Source organism: Bacillus thuringiensis (assembly GCF_001455345.1).
GTDB classification, from domain to species: Bacteria; Bacillota; Bacilli; order Bacillales; family Bacillaceae_G; genus Bacillus_A; species Bacillus_A thuringiensis_N.
In genome coordinates this window covers 1,879,918-1,897,967 of sequence record NZ_CP013274.1, presented here as the reverse complement: position 1 = coordinate 1,897,967, position 18,050 = coordinate 1,879,918, and the positions used below count along the sequence as shown (strand labels likewise).

Here is an 18,050-nt window from a genome sequence, read left to right as displayed (position 1 = left end):
TACCTCTTACGAGCTTACCCCGAGTAGGGGCTTCTCGGTTCATCGCTACTTTTGATAGCTAACGAATTTGTCCTAGGACAGCCGAGCTAACTCCCTTGTTCCAAAGGTTATTTTATTACTATTTATGCCAACACTAATAAGCGGATGGCTTCCTTTTTGATATTAATCGCTGCATTATAATCACGGCCAATTGTGAGTCCACACAAACACGCATACGTGCGTTCACATAATGGCATTTCTTTTTTATTTCCACAATTACTACACATCTTTGTAGAAGGAAACCATTTATCTATTTTTACAAGCTGTTTTCCTTGTTCTTGTAGCTTATATGCTAAAAATGTCGTGAACATCCTCCAACCGTTGTCCGCTACACTCTTACCAAATCTAAATGCTCGTGACATTTCTTTCATATGTAAGTCTTCGATTGCTACAACGTCAAAACCCGTAGCTAATTCTTTAGACTTATGATGAAGAAAGTTTTTACGTTGATTGGCGACCTTTTCATGCAATTTCGCTACACGAATGCGTTGTTTATTCCAACGTTCTGAACCTTTCACACGTCTTGCTAATACTCGTTGTGCCTTCGCTAATTTCTCTAACATCTGACGATAAAAGCGAGGATAATTGGCTTTCTCATCTTCGCTACTCACATACAATTCAGCCATTGCGAAGTCTAATCCAACTACAGTTTGTACTTCTTTTTGTACAATCTCTTTTTCATATTCAGTCAAGATGGACACATAGTATTTACCAGTAGGTGTCATCGAAATCGTACACGATTTGATGATATGTTTTGGCGGGATTTTTCTATGTTGCTTCAGTTTCACCATTTTCAACTTTGATAATTTGATATAACCATGAAATAACATAATATTTCCGTTTACTCGATTCGTTGTATAGGATTTTCTACTCTTTTTACTTTTGAATGTAGGAAAATCACTTTGACCACTAAAAAAATTCTTATACGCAGTTTGCAAGTTTAATTGCGCGTTGGCCAATGCCAATGAATCAACTTCTTTCAACCATTCATACTCTGTCTTATATTTTGCAGGAGTAGGGAATTTTTGTTTCTTCAGTTCTTCCTTGTTCCCTTTATATTTTTCATATACTTCTTTTCGTTCAGCCAGCATTTTGTTATACACAAAACGTACACACCCGAATGTTTTTCGTATGAGATGTGCTTGTTCTTCTGTTGGATACAGACGAAACTTGTACGCCTTATTCTGCTTTGCCATATCCATTCAACTCACTTTTCGCTTCATTTCCCATAAGCTATGACGGTGATCCCACAACCTGAACACTACATGATTATTATCTACTTTCATTGTTATACCAAAATTCCCCTCTTATAAGACTGATTATATCAGAGGCGAAATAAACAGGGAAAACAAACGTTCGGCTACACCAAACCGAAATTCATCTCCCACCTGCCGCTAGACTATCGTCTTTCACACGCCTGAGGAAGGAGACTTCTTTCGGATAATATGTTAAAAATGAATAATCAGTGGAGTACATACCCCACTGATTATTCATTTTATAATGCACCCTCTTTAATTTTCAATTGCTGCGTTGCAAACTCACGATACATGTCATGTGTACGTAATAATTCATCGTGCGTACCACTTCCTGTAAGGTTCCCTTTTTCAATAAAGATAATTTTATCTGCATCTACAACTGTAGAAAGCCTATGTGCAATAACTAACGTTGTTCTGCCTTTCATTAAGTTATTTAATGCCTTTTGAACGACAGACTCTGATTTACTATCTAAACTTGAAGTTGCCTCATCTAACATAAGAATTTGTGGATTTCGAAGTAATGCTCGGGCAATGGCAATTCGCTGTCTTTGTCCTCCGGAAAGCTTCACACCACGTTCTCCAACTTCTGTTGCATATCCGTTCGGTAAATCATGAATAAATGCATCAACATATGCCATCGCTGCTACTTTTTCAATTTCTTCATCTGTCACTTCGCCCTCAACACCGTAACAAATATTATCACGAATCGTTCCATCGATTAACGGACTATCTTGTGAAACGTAACCAATTTGACGTCGCCATGACTGTAATGAATAGTTCGTAATTGAGTCTTTTCCTAATTTAATGGCACCGCTAGTTGGCTCATAAAAACGTTCTAATAATGAGAATAACGTCGTTTTCCCGCTACCACTTGGCCCTACAATCGCTGTTACTTTTCCTGATTCAATTGTGAAATCAATATTTTTTAAGACTTGCTCTTCTTCGTTATACTCGAAATGTACATTTTCAAGAACAATTGGTTGTTTAGCATTTGTAACTTTCACACCAGTTTCATGGTCTTCTACTTCATATTCTAATATCGTATTAATTCTTTCCGTTGCACCAATTGCCTTTTGGAATTGTGTAAAGAACATAGATAATTGACTCATCGGCATAATAATTTGAACTAAATATAAAATAAACGCTACAAGTTCACCCGTTGTTAATGCACCGCTAGAAACACGCATTCCACCATACCCTACGATAATAACAAGTAATGCCATTAAAACAAACGACATAACTGGTGAAATTAACGCTTGCACTTTTCCCTCTTTCAAACCAAATTGCAATAACTTTTGTATACCTGTATTGCCTGTTTCATATTCTCTTTTTTCTGTATTTGAAGATTTCACTAAACGAATTTCTGATAATACTTGCGTTAGCACACTTGTAAAAGAAGCTGTTTCATCTTGAAGTGCTTTTGAAATCTTATACATTTTTCGTCCGAGTGGAACTAAAATTAGTACTGATAATGGGATAACCGTTAAAAGTAAAAGTGTCATTTTCCAATCTAAAACGAAAAGTACAATTAATGATCCGACGATTGAAATACCACCTGTTAATAAGTTTGACAAATGCTCAGAAATTAATGTTTTCACAACTCCTGTATCATTTGTCATTCGGCTAATTGTATCGCCTGTTCTATTTTGATCATAATAAGATACTGGCAATATAAGCACCTTTTTCCACAAACGTTCTCTCAGTCCAGCTACAATCTTCTGTCCTATATAATTTAGTAAATATATAGATAATCCTGCAGCTACCGTTTGCATAATAAAGAATGCAACTAGCCCAACAATTTGTCCTGTACTAATTGACGAAAGTGAAAAATTATCTACTAATCCTTTTGTTAACATCGGAATAAATAAACTTGCTCCCGTAGAAAGCAAACTCATTAATAACGCAAAAACAAGAATCCCTTTCGGAGGATTTGTATCTTGCATAAGGCGTAAAAACTGCCTCCAGTTCCCTTTTTTCTTTGTCTCATTTCTAACTTCCATACATGTTCATCTCCTCGTGTTAAACCAAACTGTTCTTTCTAAAAATAGAATACAATACAAATGTAAACTGAATGTAAACACACTTTTTCTGTTTTTACAAAATATACATACAAACGCACCTTTACAACAGATATAAACATCTGATATTATTACCTAGTACTAATTATTATTCTATGTGAATTATAGATAACTATTTTACAATACTATATAAATCTCCAGTTATTGAAAGGAGTATCCTTTTTGCAAACAAATATACATTCCGAAAAGGAAACAATCATTTTTATTCATGGATTAGTCGGCAATCGTCGCGCCTTCAAAAAAGAGCATAAACGATTTTCCGCCTCTTACAACATTATTACTTATGACTTATTAGGTCACGGTGATGACAAAGGAGAAGCTATCGAATTTTCATTACAGCGTCTCGTGGACCAATTATTGAACTTATACGAAAAAGAAGGCATTCAAAAAGCTCATATTTGCGCTTTAAGCTACGGCTGTTATATCTCTACCATTTTTGCACAAATGCACCCAGAAAAAGTATTAAGCATTTGTCATATTGGTGGACATTATAATAATCCTTCCCTTTTATATAACGTATTTCAAAAGTTTTGGGAGAAGCGAGGAGACGATTACTCTAAATGGCTCTCTCAATACGCAAATACCATTTTTCCAAGTGGCATACTAAAAGCAAATCCGTTCGCAGTCATTTCAAGAAATATTTATTACCGTTTCGGATTGCAATTACACTCATCAATTATTGCCCAATCATTACGACACCGTTTAGAATTCGATTTAAAATCTAAATTAAAATCACTTCCCCACCCTATTCTATGGGTAATGGGCGAACATGATCATCTCTATAAATCTTGTCTTTTTGATTTAAAGTCTATTCTCCCTAACGTTTTATATAAAGAAATACCGTTAGCAGGTCATGCAGCAAACTTATTTCGCCCCAACTACTTTCATGATCTATACGCTCGATTTTTAAATGGGAAGTTACAGTGAAAACTATTACATCCCAATTTATGAAACTATAAAAAGGCTTCCCAAGTTTCCCTGGAAAGCCTTTTCTCTATACGAAAAGTATATAAAACTACTTTTTCTTAGTATGCTTTTGTGTAACCTAACATGTGCTTGCTCCAGTAAGAGTTACTTACAGAACTAATACGTACACCAGTTGCATCAGTTTCTGCACTAATGAACTGACCGTTTCCTAAGTAAACGCCCATGTGAGAAGGACCTGATTTATAAGTATTTTGGAAGTATACTAAATCACCTGGTTGTGGATTGCTAGTTTTTGTTTTAGAGCTCCAGTATCCAGCAACTGTTTGACGAGCGCCTTTATGACCAGTTTGATTTAATACGTAGTGAATGAATCCACTGCAGTCAAAACCAGCAGGTGTTGTACCAGCAGTTCTGTATGGTGAACCATTTAAAGATCTAGCGAATCCAGCGATTGAAGATGTATCTCCACCTGTTGTTGGTTTTTGTACGTCTTTACCTGGTTGTTGAACGTTATTTGTAACGTTATTGTTATTTGTAACGTTGTTTACTCCGCCTTTTACAAACTTAACGAAGTCTGCACTTACGTAACCTGTGCGGCCGTTATGGTTAATTTTGTACCAACCATTTTCAGCGCCAGTAACGTTTAATACTGTACCGTTTGTTACACCACCGATTACAGCGTTGTATGTAGCTGGGCCTGTACGTACTTTTAAAGCACCAGTGTTAACAACATAAGAACCACCAGTTTGAACTGTAGTAGTATTGTTGTTTGTAGTTGGTTGTTGTGTTTGGTTAGATACAGCAGAACCACCTTTTGTTACGAAGTCTTTGCTTACGTATCCAGTTCCACCATTGAAGTTGATTTTAAACCAATCTTGTACTTCACCAACAACTTGTACTGTTTTACCTTTATTTACAGAGCCTAATACTGTATGAGATGTACTTGGGCCTGTACGTACGTTAAGTGAAGAAACGTTTACTGTGTAAGTACCAGTTCCTTGTTGAACAGTAGTTCCTGTTTTACCACCAGTCGTTACGAAGTCACCACTTACATAACCAGTTTGACCGTTTACAGTTACTTTGAACCAACCGTTTTCTTGTCCAATTACTTGTAGTACTTGACCTGATTTTACTTTAGAAATCACGTTATGTCCTGTACCAGCACCTGAACGAACATTTAATACATCAGCAGTTACTGTGTATTTTAAATCAGATTTTGTTTCTACAGTTTTTGTTTCAGTTACAGTCGTTTGAGTTTGAGTTTGTCCATTAATTTCTTTTAGCGCTTCGTTTGAAACTTGTGCTTGAGCAGAATCCATACCTGGAACTGCAACACCTACTACAGAAGCTGCTGCTAAACCTGCAATTACTTTTTTCATAAGTTGTCTTTACTTCCTTTCCCTACTATCCTCTTAAAAAAACTTCTAAACTTAATACTTTACAATATTATCAAAGTAAAATATTCATTAAGTTCCATTTTTTAGCAAGAGTTTTATTTTTCACACAGAGTTCATTTTAAATGAATGAAGTGAATTCCGTGTGAACTTCATGTGAACTTTACCATTAAACTTAATGCTTTTGCAATGATTTTTTCAAATTTCTTATGTGTCTCATCGAAAATTCGACATCTCACTCATTATCTTAATATACATTTTCTATCCACTTTAAAAAATTCTATGAATCTAATACAATGCAAAGAATGTATTTTCTAGTAAAGTTCCTTCCATGTAGCATACTCTTATCATGACAAAAAATACTTTTTTTATCAATAGTATAATATTTTTAGAAAACTATTTTTGATACTATCTATCGCTTTTAAAAGATTTGACGATTTGTAAGATTTAACTTCAAAAATCCTGTTCTAATTTGACGAAAATACACTTTCAACTACCTACTTTTCACTACCTATGGAATTTTCAGGATATTTATATTATCATATATATAGTAGTATTTTAATCCATTCAAATTTTATTTACCCTACACTAAAACCAATCGAACTTTCACAGGTCGGTTACATTAAATTTTGAGATGGAAATCTTATTGCCCGTAAATAGTGGAATCAAAAAGGAGGTATATTTATGAAAAACATAATAGATGATCCTATAAATAAAAATATTGAACTATACTATGCTTTTTTTCAATTCGTTTCAATTATCACCTTACAAAAAGTATCAACTATTGAAACACGTAAAAACGAATTAAAAAATCAGATGAAAAATTCCTATCAAAAAAATCCTTATTACTTATAAAAGGTGAACAGGTTGTATCCCTGTTCACCTTTTATCGTTCCTACATTATTTGTAAATTTTCACACGGTTTTCTAATGGTTGGTATTCTTTTTCACCTGCAGGTACCACTGGTTTACCAAACGGCATTTGCGCAGTAAGCTTCCAGCTTTCTGGAACTTCCCATTCTTTTCTCACTTCTTCATCAATTAATGGATTGTAATGCTGCAATGTAGTACCAAATCCTTCGATTTCTAAAGCTGTCCAAATTGCAAATTGTAACATTCCTGAGGATTGCTGAGACCAAATTGGAAAGTTCTCTTTGTATAATGAAAAGTTTTCTTGCAGTTCTTCCACCACTTGACTATCTTCAAAGTATAGAACCGTTCCATAACCACTTTTAAATGCATTCATTTTTTCTTCAGTAGATGCAAAGTTATTTTCAGGTACAATTTTTCGTAACGTTTCTTTCGTAATATCCCATAACTTATCATGTTGTTCTCCTAGCAAGACGACAACGCGAGCGCTCTGAGAGTTAAAAGCTGAAGGTGTATGTTTTACAGCATGATAAATCACTTCTTGAATTTTTTCATCAGAAACTACTTGCTCTTTACTAATCGCATAGATAGATCTTCGGTCTTCAATTGCTGAGTAAAAATCTTTTGCCATCATAATTCCCTCCAATTTTCATTTGAGGCTTTTTCATATGTATAATTCACATTACGCCTCTCGAAACTTATCATTAATAAGCTTCTAACTTTATAATATCAACAAACAATACTAAACTCAAATAATAAAACTCACATATTTTACCTTTTTATTTCATAATGCTAAAAATAAAAAGGCAATTTATTGTTACTGATCATACGTAACAACAAATTGCCTTTCTTATATAATGATCTAACTCAATATTTTACTTACTTAACTAAGCCAAATGCATAAGACATTAGCTTATTTGTCTCTGTAAAACGCTTCGTTTTACCTTTCGTTCCCATTACAACTGTAATAATACGAGTATCCCCTTGTTTTGCTGTTCCCGTGAAACAATACCCTGCGCTATCTGTGAATCCTGTTTTTAATCCGTCTATTCCTTCTATATATAAAGCTTTATTATTTTTGTTTAACATATCATTTGTACTTATAACATTAATATTATTAAATGCTAACTGACTTTGACGTAAGTGAGTCACTTCTAATATTTCTGGATAATCTTTTATAAGATGATATGCCAAGTTTGCTACATCAGCAGCTGTCATCTTCGTCTCACTTCCATCAGGTTCCTGTAGTCCTGATGCATTTGCGAATTTAGCATAATCCGACATTTTTAACTGTTTCGCTTTTGCATTCATAAGTTGAACGAAATCTTTCTCCGTTTTTGCCATATGTTCCGCTAACGCCACAGCCGAATTATTTGCTGATTCAATCATTAATGCATGGAACAGATCTTTAACAGTCAATGTGTCATTCACTTGAACTGGGATTCTCGCACCTTCTGTTTGTGCCGCTTTCGCACTCATTTTCACCGGATCTTCCCAGCGAACTTTCCCATTATGTACATTTTCTAATAAAAGGTACGCTGTCATCATCTTTGACATGCTAGCTGGTGCAAAAGCTTCATTTTCATTATATTGATAAATAATATCTCCATCACTCGCATCAATAATCATAGCTGCTTTTGCATCAATTTCCGGTGGTATGTACTTTGGTGGTACTACTTTTTCAGTTAATCCTGTTTCAGGTAGTTCTGCCACTTGTAAAGGTGGTCCCTCTACACTTGCTGTACTCTTTTGAGTTCCTTGGAATAAGAACCAACATACCCCTAAAATAATAACTAATAGGATCGTTACCCTTCCCCATTTTAACTGCTTCATTTCAAAACTCCTTTAGTAACCCTTTTATACACTCACATTCAACCATAACAACTTTCCCTTAATATCGTCAAGGTAAAAAGCATATTTATTCATCTACAGCAATTATTATTTCAATGTATTTATGTTACAATAAAAACACCGAAATATAAGAATATTCAATTACAAAATCTCGCGAATAAACTATTTAAATAGAAGGGATTTATACAAATGCTACTTCCAAAATCATTAAAATACGGAGACACAATTGGGATCTACTCACCTTCTTCTCCAGTAACCTACACTTCTCCCAAAAGATTTGAACGAGCAAAATCTTACTTACAACAGAAAGGATTTCATATATTAGAAGGTTCACTAACAGGTCGATATGATTATTATCGTTCGGGTAGTATACAAGAGCGTGCTGAGGAACTGAATGCTTTAATAAGAAATCCTAATGTATCCTGTATTATGTCAACAATTGGCGGTCTAAATTCTAATTCCTTATTACCTTATATTGATTATGATACTTTTCAAAATAACCCTAAAATAATGATTGGCTATTCAGATGCAACAGCTTTATTACTAGGAATTTATGCAAAAACAGGAATCCCTACATTTTACGGTCCGGCACTCGTTCCCTCCTTTGGAGAATTCCAGCCTTTTGTAGATGATACATACAAATATTTTGCCGAAACATTACTGCATGATCAAGCGCTTCCTTACAACATAAAACAACCTTTATTTTGGTCAGACGAATTTATTAATTGGGAAGAGAAAACGAAAGAAAAAGAACTTAGACCAAATAATTGGATTTCCGTAACAAATGGACAAGCTACTGGACGGATAATTGGCGGCAACTTAAATACAATACAAGGAATTTGGGGTAGCTCTTTTATGCCGTGTATTCAAGAAGGAGATATTCTATTTATTGAGGATAGCTCAAAAGATGCAGCTACTATTGAAAGAAGCTTTTCATTACTTAAAATTAACGGTGTATTTGATAAAATTTCAGGTATTATTCTTGGAAAGCATGAGCAATTTGATGATTGTGGTTCAAATCGCAAACCTTACGAAATACTATTAGAAGTACTGCAAAACCAAAGAATTCCTTTACTAGCTGACTTTGATTGCTGTCATACCCATCCGATGATCACTATACCTATAGGTGTTCAAGTGAAAATGGATGCAACTAAAAAAACAATACATATTTTAGAAAAATGGAAGATATAAAGTGAAATTTTAATCAGCCCTCACCAATTGGACTAACCGGCAAACAGCTTGATAAAAAACACTTATACCATAGGAAGAAAATATAATGGACTTTTCCATTAGAAAATATAAAAAAGCTCCGTTATTACAACCGGAGCTTTTCATTATTGCCCTAAATTTTGTATCTTATCTTTCAAATCTCGAACTTGATCTACCGTCTGCATAAGCTCAGAGTTTTTAAATTGCTCTACATCCACTTTCCCTTCTTCTATCTTTGTCATCGCCGTATCAATTAACGTATTTAGCTTTTCATTATATCCGACGATTTGCTGATGAAGATCCTTTGCTACATCAGGTGGCGTTAATTCATTGAAAGCGGGTATATCTTGTTTAATTTCACTAAGCTTCGTTTCTAATTCTTTTCGAGCTTCGCTATCATTAACGGCCTTTTCAGCTAATGCTGGTGCATCATTTGCAAACGCACTTATTTCATTTACATAGTCTGTCGCTTTTTGAGCATAATCTATGGAGTTCTTTCCTTGTTCAACTAGTGAACATCCCATCAAACCAATTGTAACTATAAATACTAATAAAATTGATTTTATTTTCATTTTAGGCTCCCTTCGTCTTTATAATGGTCTGTAAGTTTCTCTATCCTAACTTCTAGCTAAATTACTTATAACCTTTTTTCAAATAGCTATTTACCCTCTTACATGCCCGATTACTGTTACAACATCTACTTCTATATGTACGCTAATAATATCTTCAATTATATCCGTATACCCTTGTCCTATAGCTGTTCCATAGTGTAATGTAAGCCCTTTCTTTTCATACACTGACTTTGGTACTGAAAAAATAAATCTCCTCCAGTTTCTTTCATCAGCCGGTTCCATAATTAAAACAATCCCATCCTCATCAAACATATACGCTCGCCCTCCAACTTTACATTCACTATGGCTCAGTATTGCCTTGGTCAGCAAAATTTAAAACATAATAAGTTAAGATACACACTCTGCTACACCATAAAAATAAAAAACATTCATTCTTTTTGTTAAGAATGAATGTTTTTTAAAAAATCAATTTCTAACTCTAGCATCTTTCTTTGACGAGGTTTTATTTTTCTTACGGGAACTCCAGCATAAATATACCAATCTTCTAAACTCTCTTTCACCATACTCATCGCACCTACTGCCGTGCCTTCTCCTATAGTTACATTTGGAAAAATAATAGAATCAGCACCAATAATCGCATGTTTTTTTAAAATAACTTTTTCTGTTTTCACATTCCTATATTGCTTCTGGACAGTTGGCCCCATTAAAGTATTTCCACTAAAATCATCTAGTACTGCATATACGATTGTTTTAGCTGAGATATTTGCAAAGTCATGCATTTCAATCCCAACTTCCCCTCCATATAACGCTGTATACGCTGATATATGCGAATAACTTCCAATTGTGATTTTGCCACTTAAAATGCAAAAATCATCAATTCTTACATGATTACCAACTGATATAACACCTGGATTATATATACTTGCTTTTTTACTAATCAATACATTTTTCCCAACAGATAAAAATCCAATTTTCTTTAGCTCTTCTTGACTATAAAAACTATTCATCTGCCGACACCACCTTCTGTCCTAAACAGATTACAATTTGTTCTACTATTTCTTTCGTCATCCCTTCCCATAAAGGCAAACTTACTATTCGTTTTGCTATTTTATTCGTTTCTATTAAATCTGTAGACTTATAATTTCTAAAAAAAACTTGTTGATGGCATGATGGCGAAAAGTATAATCTAGCTTCTATTTTCTGTTTTTTCAATTCTTCTATTACTTGTATGTTGCGAACTTCTTCCGGACAAAGAATAGGCATAAATTGTTGAATAACTGCTTTTGTCCTTTGGAGTTTCCATCCTTTTTTCATTAATCTATTACTTTGTAACAACTGTTTATACCATTCAGAAATACGGGTGCGTTCTTTTAATTTTTCATCCCATGTTTTCATAGTTGCAATCCCAATAGCAGCTGCATATTCAGACATTTTACAATTAAAGCCCATCATCGTACATTCACGATTTGTATCAAATCCGAAATTCCCCATTTTTTTAATACGTTGTATATCTTCTTCGTTTTTACTATATATGAGCCCTCCTTCACCAATTCCAAAAGGCTTTGTTGCATGAAAGCTATATACGATCATTCCACTAAAATCTTGACCGTAATGCATCCCTCCATTCATTAATCCAAATCCCGGTGCCGCATCTACGACAACCGGAATCCCCTTCTTCTCTAATTCTTCATATTCTTCTAAGTTCATCCATGAGCCAAACGTTGCGTACGGGACAACAATCGCAACCTCTTCTTTTAATTCTTCAATCTTATCCAAAAGTACTGTTTTATCTATATACCAATCTTCTATTGAAATATCAATAAAATAAGGTTCCAATCCACACCAAATAGCCGCTAATGGAGTTGCTGGGAATGTAAAACTAGGCATGAGGGCATACTTTCCTTTTTTTCTTTTCTTAAGTTGAATGGCCGCCATTAACCCTAACGTTGCGTTTGCTACTGTTGTAACAGCTCCCCTGTTCTGAAAAAATCCCGACATAATCGTTTGTTCAAAACGTTGATTTATAGGTCCATAATTCGTATATATGTGCGATGTATCAATTTCCTTCAATTCATCCAAATACTCAATTACTGGTACAGTTGAAGCACGTAAAAAAGGAATATTCTCCATATCTATCTATTCCTTCCTATCATTTTCGGACAATATAGAGCATATCTGTTTCAGATAAGCCCAATTTCCTCGCACTTTTCATTCCTTGCCTTTCAACTATGTTATATAATTCCACCTTAAATCCTGCATTCATTAATCGTTGAACGAATCCAGATTGATTATATATTCTCACATGATCTTCTTGACCAAAAGCTAATTTCCTCAATTGTGGTGTTACAATTAATTTATTCTCTATAATAGAATCTACATTCATTACGATTGGTACTTGAATAATTCCCCAGCCATTTGGCTTTAAAACTCTATATAACTCTCGCATTGCTTTGTCATCATCAGGAACGTGTTCTAATACATGGCTACATAAAATTACATCAAACGTATTACTATCATATGTAATGCTTGTAACATCAATTTCCTTCATTAATGGATCCTTTGATTCTATATCCCCACATACATACGTAATATTTTTATACTCGTTAAACCAATCTCTTACATTCGCTTCAGGTGCAATATGAAGCATAGTATATTTTCTACTTAACAAGTCCGTTTCCGTTTCAATGTACGCACGATACAATCTTTCACGATCCATTGAACTACAAACTGGACATATCCCTGTATCTTTATTCCACATCTCAAATTTATATTTCGGAAAATCATAATGTGCTGGCCAAGGTGAAAATTTTTCAAATTGTTGATTGCAATATTGACAATAACAAGATTCTTTCTCAAACATATGAGCAACTAGCTTGTTTAATCCTTTTTTAATCTTTTCATTATAAATTTGATCTAGTTCTCCATTTCTTACTGCATCCTTAACTATAAATCCCGCATTTTCTAAACAATAAGATAAACTCTCTTTATAATCCCTCTCAGAACTTAAAAACCCACTATTATATGCATCTATAATTAATTCAATCCACTCTTCAATTGTCATTAAAATAAAATGCATTTGTTTTTGATTTTGTCCACTATGTTGTCTAAAATAACTAAGAGGCTCTTTTATATAAACTACTTTCCCTTTCCTCATCATATCTAACCAAGTTGCAATGTCATTAATAGCAGAATAAGACTTCCCTTTAAAATACCCAAACTTCCCTTCAAACAAGTTCCGATTAAAGAGAACAGTTGTCGGCTCACCCACTATATTTTTTAAATTTTTCAATATGTAATTCCCTAATTCTTTTCCTTCAAAAAGTGTAGTTTCTTTCGCAATTTTCATATTCAAATTTGAGGGTGGTAATATCTCTCCGTTCTCATCAATCAGTTCACGATAAGACGTCACAAATGCAATATTTTCTAACGTCAAAAAGTATTTCATCATTCTCTCAATCTTTTCATGATGAAATAAGTCATCATCTAATAAAAAGTTTATATAATCCCCGTTCGCAAGTTCTATACACTTATTAAAGTTTTCAGCAACTAACGGAGTTTCATTTTTAACATATGTAATACACTCATATTCACGTAAATACGGTTGAATCATAGCATTGACTTCATTATTTGTACTGTCGTCAGAAATAATAATTTCAATATTTTCATATGTTTGATTCAGAGCGCTGTTAAGCGCCAATTCCAAGTAATACGGTCTATTGTACGCAGGAATAAGTATACTTACTTTCGGTAAAGGAGAATTATTATTTATATGTTGTTTTTTCTTTTCTATGTTTATTTTCTTTTCTTTAATTTTTTGATAATAGTCTAATGTATATAATATTGATGATGGAACTATCTTTCTTGCATAATCTAGAAAATTAGTTATCGCTTTATCTAACTCTTTTTCGTTAGATAAGAAACCATATTTTTCTCCTGCTATAATACTATGTGAAAAATCTTCTAATCCATCCATCATTTTATTAGATTCATTTAACTGTTGATGTGGATGTAATCGAAAGTAACTTAGTGTCTCTGCTATATATACCGCTTTTCCTTTACTTAATAAAGACAACCATGAAGCTATATCTACGTTACAAAGATACCTCCTCTTATCAAAAATCCCATACGGTTCTTGTAAATCATTTTTACGAAATAAAACTGTTGTCGGTTCTCCAATATAATTTTTTTGATCCACAATTACCCTATTTGCTAATTCTGTTCCCTCTATAATCGTATCCTCTTCAAATAAACGGACAGTTGAATAAATATGTCGTAGCTCTTTCCCTTTTTCATCAATTACTTGACGATGGGATGTTACAAGCTTAATTTCATTATCTAAATCATTGAAAAAACAATTTATCATCTTTCTAATTTTATCCACATGAAATATATCATCATCCATTAAAAAATTTATATACTCACCGTTCGCTTCATGAAATAACATGAGCGCATTTTCAAATTGTCCTAGAGTTGAACTGTTTTTTATATAAATAATATTTGAATGATCACATAAGTATTTTTGTAACACCTTTTCTGTTTCGTCATTCGTACTATCATCTCCAACTATAATTTCTATATTAGGGTACGTTTGTTCCAGCACACTACATAACGCCTCTTCAAAAAAGCGAGGACGATTATATGTAGGAATTAATACACTTACCAAAGGAAGTTGATCTACCACCTCTTCAGTTCTTTCAATACGAGTTTTCATTTTACTCTCTCACCTCTTCGCATATTATTTATATACGCGACACAAAAATCACATCACTTTAACCGAATGGAGCCTATATACTTTTATGCAGACATGAAACGAAATATCATACTTTTCGTTCTTGAATAAACATATTTAATAACACGGACATTTTATTTGCACCTTTTTTATTCATATGATCACTATCATAAAAATCTTCATCACAAAATAATGGTGAATCAAATAAATCTATAATTTCAAAAGAATATTGAGCTTGAAAATCGTTTATAACTTTATAAAAATCTTCTTTTAATTTCTTACTACTACAATTGAAATAATGTGAAGTAACGGGAAACACAACAATTAATGGCTTTATATCGTTTTTCAACAGTAATTCTAAATATTTCTTAAAAATCATTTTATTTTCAACTAAAGTATGAGGATATACCAATTTAGCATGTGAAGCTGCTCTTATTTTCCCGTGTTCTTCAAAAGGAATGTGAGGAGGAGTAGTATTCCATTCAGCATTTATCCAGGGCAGTATCAGTGATTCATCTTTTAGTTCGTCTAATAAAATATATTCAAAATGCAAATTAAAAATAGAAAAAAGTGGTTTCGGAGTATTTAGATGTGAGAATCCATCAGTGGATAGAGGAGAATGAACGACAGTATGATGACCGTCTTGAAACAATGGATAATATACTTTGTGAATTCTATATGATTCAGATGATAACGACATATCAAAGTAAAATGAGAAATAAGCTATTCCTATCAAACAATATTGAAAGGAATGATCGTTTGATAGAAGTTGTGATGCTATTAAATAATCATAGTATAGATCTTGCGATGGAAGTGTTAATTTTATTGACTTTTTTGAGAGGAGCTCCGTACTTATGCCACAATGTGGATAAGACAAGCCCGTCGCAAACAATTCATACGTCGGATCACTCTTTGCTTTTTTCATAGAAATGTATAGAGACATAAGATCCGGATTTATTTGATAGATAGAAATTAATTTATTCTTCCATTCATACATGTATTTTGTTAAATTAATAATTTTTGTACTTTGCACGCCCCTGTTTATCAATTCATTTGTAAGTTTTTCTGCGTCCACTCTCCAAATGACTATATATTGAAAAGAATTTTCTATTTGAACAATAGCTGAAACGTCTACAATATGAACGATTGTTTTACATTTATTTTTGTCTAATGCATTTTGAATCTTCTCCCTTGATAATTCATCACTTAAAACAATAATTTTATACTGCTCCTTCATGTATATCCCCTCCATTATATGTATAATATGAAATTCATTTTTCATTCGTAACGATCATATACATTTGCCATCCATCATTAAAAAAGAATAGAATATTCATTTCAAAACAAAAAAATAGCTCCACCATTAGGTGTAGCTATTTTTCCATTACATACTGAATAAAATTATATTCCTTTGTCTAACTCATAAAGCATACGATACTTTTCGTTTTCTTTAAGAAGTTGTTCATGACTACCTTGCATCACAATTTGACCACGATCAAGGAATATTACTTCATCAACATGCTCCATTCCTACAAGATGGTGCGTAATCCAAATTACTGTTTTTTCTTCCGTTGCAGAAAACATTGTTTCTATTAAAGATAATTCTGTCTTTGGGTCTAAGCCGATTGTAGGTTCATCTAGTACAATGATTGGTGCTTCTTGCATTAGCGTTCTAGCAAAAGCAACCCTTTGTCTTTCCCCACCAGAAAATCTTTTTCCCATCTCATGCATTTTTGTTTGTAATCCATCTGGAAGAGAAGCAATATGCGAAGCTAATTGTGCTTTCTCTAAAGCTTTCCATATTTCTTCATCCGTAGCCTCTGGTTTGCCAATTCGCACATTATTTCCAATTGTCGTATCGAATAAATGCGGCTTTTGATTCAATACAGAAATATATTTTGATAAAAGATTCGTGTGAGCATGTTCACTATTCAATAAAACTTCACCATGCAATGGGCTTAGCGCACCTGTTAACAATTTTAACAAAGTAGATTTTCCGGTTCCGCTTCTTCCTAAAATAGCGATTTTCTTTCCTGCTTTTATTTGTAATGATACGTCTTTCAATACAATTTCATTACTATCTGGATAACTATACGATACATGATTTAATTCAATGTCTATATGTTTTGGTGCAACATAATCTTTATCTCTAGGTAATTCCTTTTCATCCTGTAAAACACCATTACCTTCTATTTGATTTAGACGATGAGCAGATTCTACATATGATGGAATTCGATCGATAGCATCTGAAAGAGGAATTAACGCGTTTGTGACAGATAACGTCATTAAGACGAAAGCCGCAATAACGGTAGGAGCAATCTGTTCACTTGCCGCCTCATTTCCAGTCCATATGATCATTGAAATAACTACAATCCCCACTACTAATTGAATGATACTATCCCGAATATGATTCCAGCGTTTCATTCTTTTTTCCGTTTTTAACAACTGATTATTTTGCTCTACATACTTATCAATGAATTCATCTTTTCTACCACTCGCTTGCCAATCTGATAATCCAAAAACAGCGTCTGTTAATTGTTGATACAAACGGCTTCTTCCTTGTTTTAAAGTAACATGATGTTGCTTCATTAAAAGCAAGGATACAAATGGAAGAAGAAAAACGATAATAGCTAACATACATGCTGCAATAAGTGCAAACACTACGTCAAATGCACCGATAACAAGTACGAATATGCTATATACAACTAATGCTAATATGCTAGGAAATATTGTACGTAAATATAGGTTTTGCAAATGCTCTATATCTTCGGATAATACACCTAACATATCACCCGTTTGAAATCGTGAACGGAAAAATAGCGCCTGCGGTTCTACTATCCTATATAGTTTCGTTCTCATCTTTTCTAATATGCGTAGTACGACATCGTGTCCAACTAAACGCTCTAAGTAATGAAATACCGCTTGTCCTATACTAAACGCACGTGTTGCAACGATAGGAACATATACAGCCATTACATTTTCTGGTCTAAGAGCAGATTTAGAGATTAAATAACCTGAAATGAAAAGTAGCATCGCACCTGAACTAACTCCAAGAAGGCCGAGGAAAATAGTTACAGTCATTCTACCTTTATTTTGCTGTATATAAGGTTTAATCCAGTTACTCAT

At 33.5% G+C, this 18,050-nt stretch carries 15 protein-coding genes; 3 read left to right on the top strand and 12 right to left on the bottom strand.

The features are described from left to right. Positions 1-122: 122 nt before the first annotated feature. Entirely contained in the window at positions 123-1,235 is a 1,113-nt protein-coding gene (locus tag ATN06_RS09930; RefSeq protein WP_060633117.1) for an RNA-guided endonuclease TnpB family protein, read from the bottom strand. A gap of 299 nt (positions 1,236-1,534) precedes the next feature. Further along, positions 1,535-3,295, bottom strand: a complete 1,761-nt coding sequence (locus tag ATN06_RS09920) for an ABC transporter ATP-binding protein (RefSeq protein ID WP_060630487.1) — start codon at positions 3,293-3,295, stop codon at positions 1,535-1,537. A 240-nt stretch (positions 3,296-3,535) separates the two neighbouring features. Here ATN06_RS09920 and ATN06_RS09915 point away from each other — a divergent pair, with 240 nt between their 5' ends. Beyond that, the gene (locus ATN06_RS09915) at positions 3,536-4,300 is read left to right on the top strand and encodes an alpha/beta fold hydrolase (protein WP_001194292.1); all 765 of its coding nucleotides are present in this window, start codon (positions 3,536-3,538) and stop codon (positions 4,298-4,300) included. Between the two features lie 98 nt (positions 4,301-4,398). Here ATN06_RS09915 and entFM read toward each other — a convergent pair whose 3' ends face one another. Then, the gene (gene entFM, locus ATN06_RS09910) at positions 4,399-5,679 is read right to left on the bottom strand and encodes an enterotoxin EntFM (RefSeq protein WP_060630486.1); all 1,281 of its coding nucleotides are present in this window, start codon (positions 5,677-5,679) and stop codon (positions 4,399-4,401) included. A 699-nt stretch (positions 5,680-6,378) separates the two neighbouring features. Between entFM and ATN06_RS09905 the strand changes: the two genes are divergently transcribed. Then, complete coding sequence (locus tag ATN06_RS09905) at positions 6,379-6,549, top strand: hypothetical protein (protein WP_060630485.1); 171 nt, start codon at positions 6,379-6,381, stop codon at positions 6,547-6,549. A 45-nt stretch (positions 6,550-6,594) separates the two neighbouring features. Here the strand turns inward: ATN06_RS09905 and ATN06_RS09900 are convergent, their stop codons facing one another. Both ATN06_RS09900 and ATN06_RS09895 read right to left on the bottom strand, forming a co-directional pair. Then, the gene (locus tag ATN06_RS09900; protein WP_176225738.1) at positions 6,595-7,197 is read right to left on the bottom strand and encodes a nitroreductase family protein; all 603 of its coding nucleotides are present in this window, start codon (positions 7,195-7,197) and stop codon (positions 6,595-6,597) included. Between the two features lie 245 nt (positions 7,198-7,442). Next, the gene (locus tag ATN06_RS09895) at positions 7,443-8,396 is read right to left on the bottom strand and encodes a D-alanyl-D-alanine carboxypeptidase family protein (RefSeq protein ID WP_060630483.1); all 954 of its coding nucleotides are present in this window, start codon (positions 8,394-8,396) and stop codon (positions 7,443-7,445) included. Between the two features lie 207 nt (positions 8,397-8,603). Here ATN06_RS09895 and ATN06_RS09890 point away from each other — a divergent pair, with 207 nt between their 5' ends. Continuing rightward, positions 8,604-9,605, top strand: a complete 1,002-nt coding sequence (locus tag ATN06_RS09890) for a S66 family peptidase (protein WP_060630482.1) — start codon at positions 8,604-8,606, stop codon at positions 9,603-9,605. A 143-nt stretch (positions 9,606-9,748) separates the two neighbouring features. On the opposite strand, the gene ATN06_RS09885 is transcribed toward ATN06_RS09890, so the two are convergent. From ATN06_RS09885 to cydC, 7 genes are all read right to left on the bottom strand, one after another. Next, entirely contained in the window at positions 9,749-10,195 is a 447-nt protein-coding gene (locus ATN06_RS09885; protein WP_000695209.1) for a DUF6376 family protein, read from the bottom strand. A gap of 90 nt (positions 10,196-10,285) precedes the next feature. Continuing rightward, complete coding sequence (locus ATN06_RS09880; protein WP_033691611.1) at positions 10,286-10,507, bottom strand: hypothetical protein; 222 nt, start codon at positions 10,505-10,507, stop codon at positions 10,286-10,288. A gap of 128 nt (positions 10,508-10,635) precedes the next feature. Further along, positions 10,636-11,202 (bottom strand): acyltransferase, encoded by a 567-nt coding sequence (locus ATN06_RS09875; RefSeq protein ID WP_060630481.1) that lies wholly within the window; start codon positions 11,200-11,202, stop codon positions 10,636-10,638. Further along, positions 11,195-12,325, bottom strand: coding sequence for an aminotransferase class I/II-fold pyridoxal phosphate-dependent enzyme (locus ATN06_RS09870; RefSeq protein ID WP_060630480.1), 1,131 nt, complete (start codon positions 12,323-12,325; stop codon positions 11,195-11,197). Before ATN06_RS09870 ends, ATN06_RS09875 begins: the two co-directional genes overlap by 8 nt. A gap of 19 nt (positions 12,326-12,344) precedes the next feature. Further along, complete coding sequence (locus ATN06_RS09865) at positions 12,345-14,906, bottom strand: glycosyltransferase (RefSeq protein WP_060630479.1); 2,562 nt, start codon at positions 14,904-14,906, stop codon at positions 12,345-12,347. A 106-nt stretch (positions 14,907-15,012) separates the two neighbouring features. Beyond that, a complete protein-coding gene (locus ATN06_RS09860; RefSeq protein ID WP_060630478.1) occupies positions 15,013-16,161 on the bottom strand; it encodes a hypothetical protein in 1,149 nt (382 codons plus the stop codon). Between the two features lie 164 nt (positions 16,162-16,325). Then, a complete protein-coding gene (gene cydC, locus ATN06_RS09855) occupies positions 16,326-18,050 on the bottom strand; it encodes a thiol reductant ABC exporter subunit CydC (protein ID WP_060630477.1) in 1,725 nt (574 codons plus the stop codon).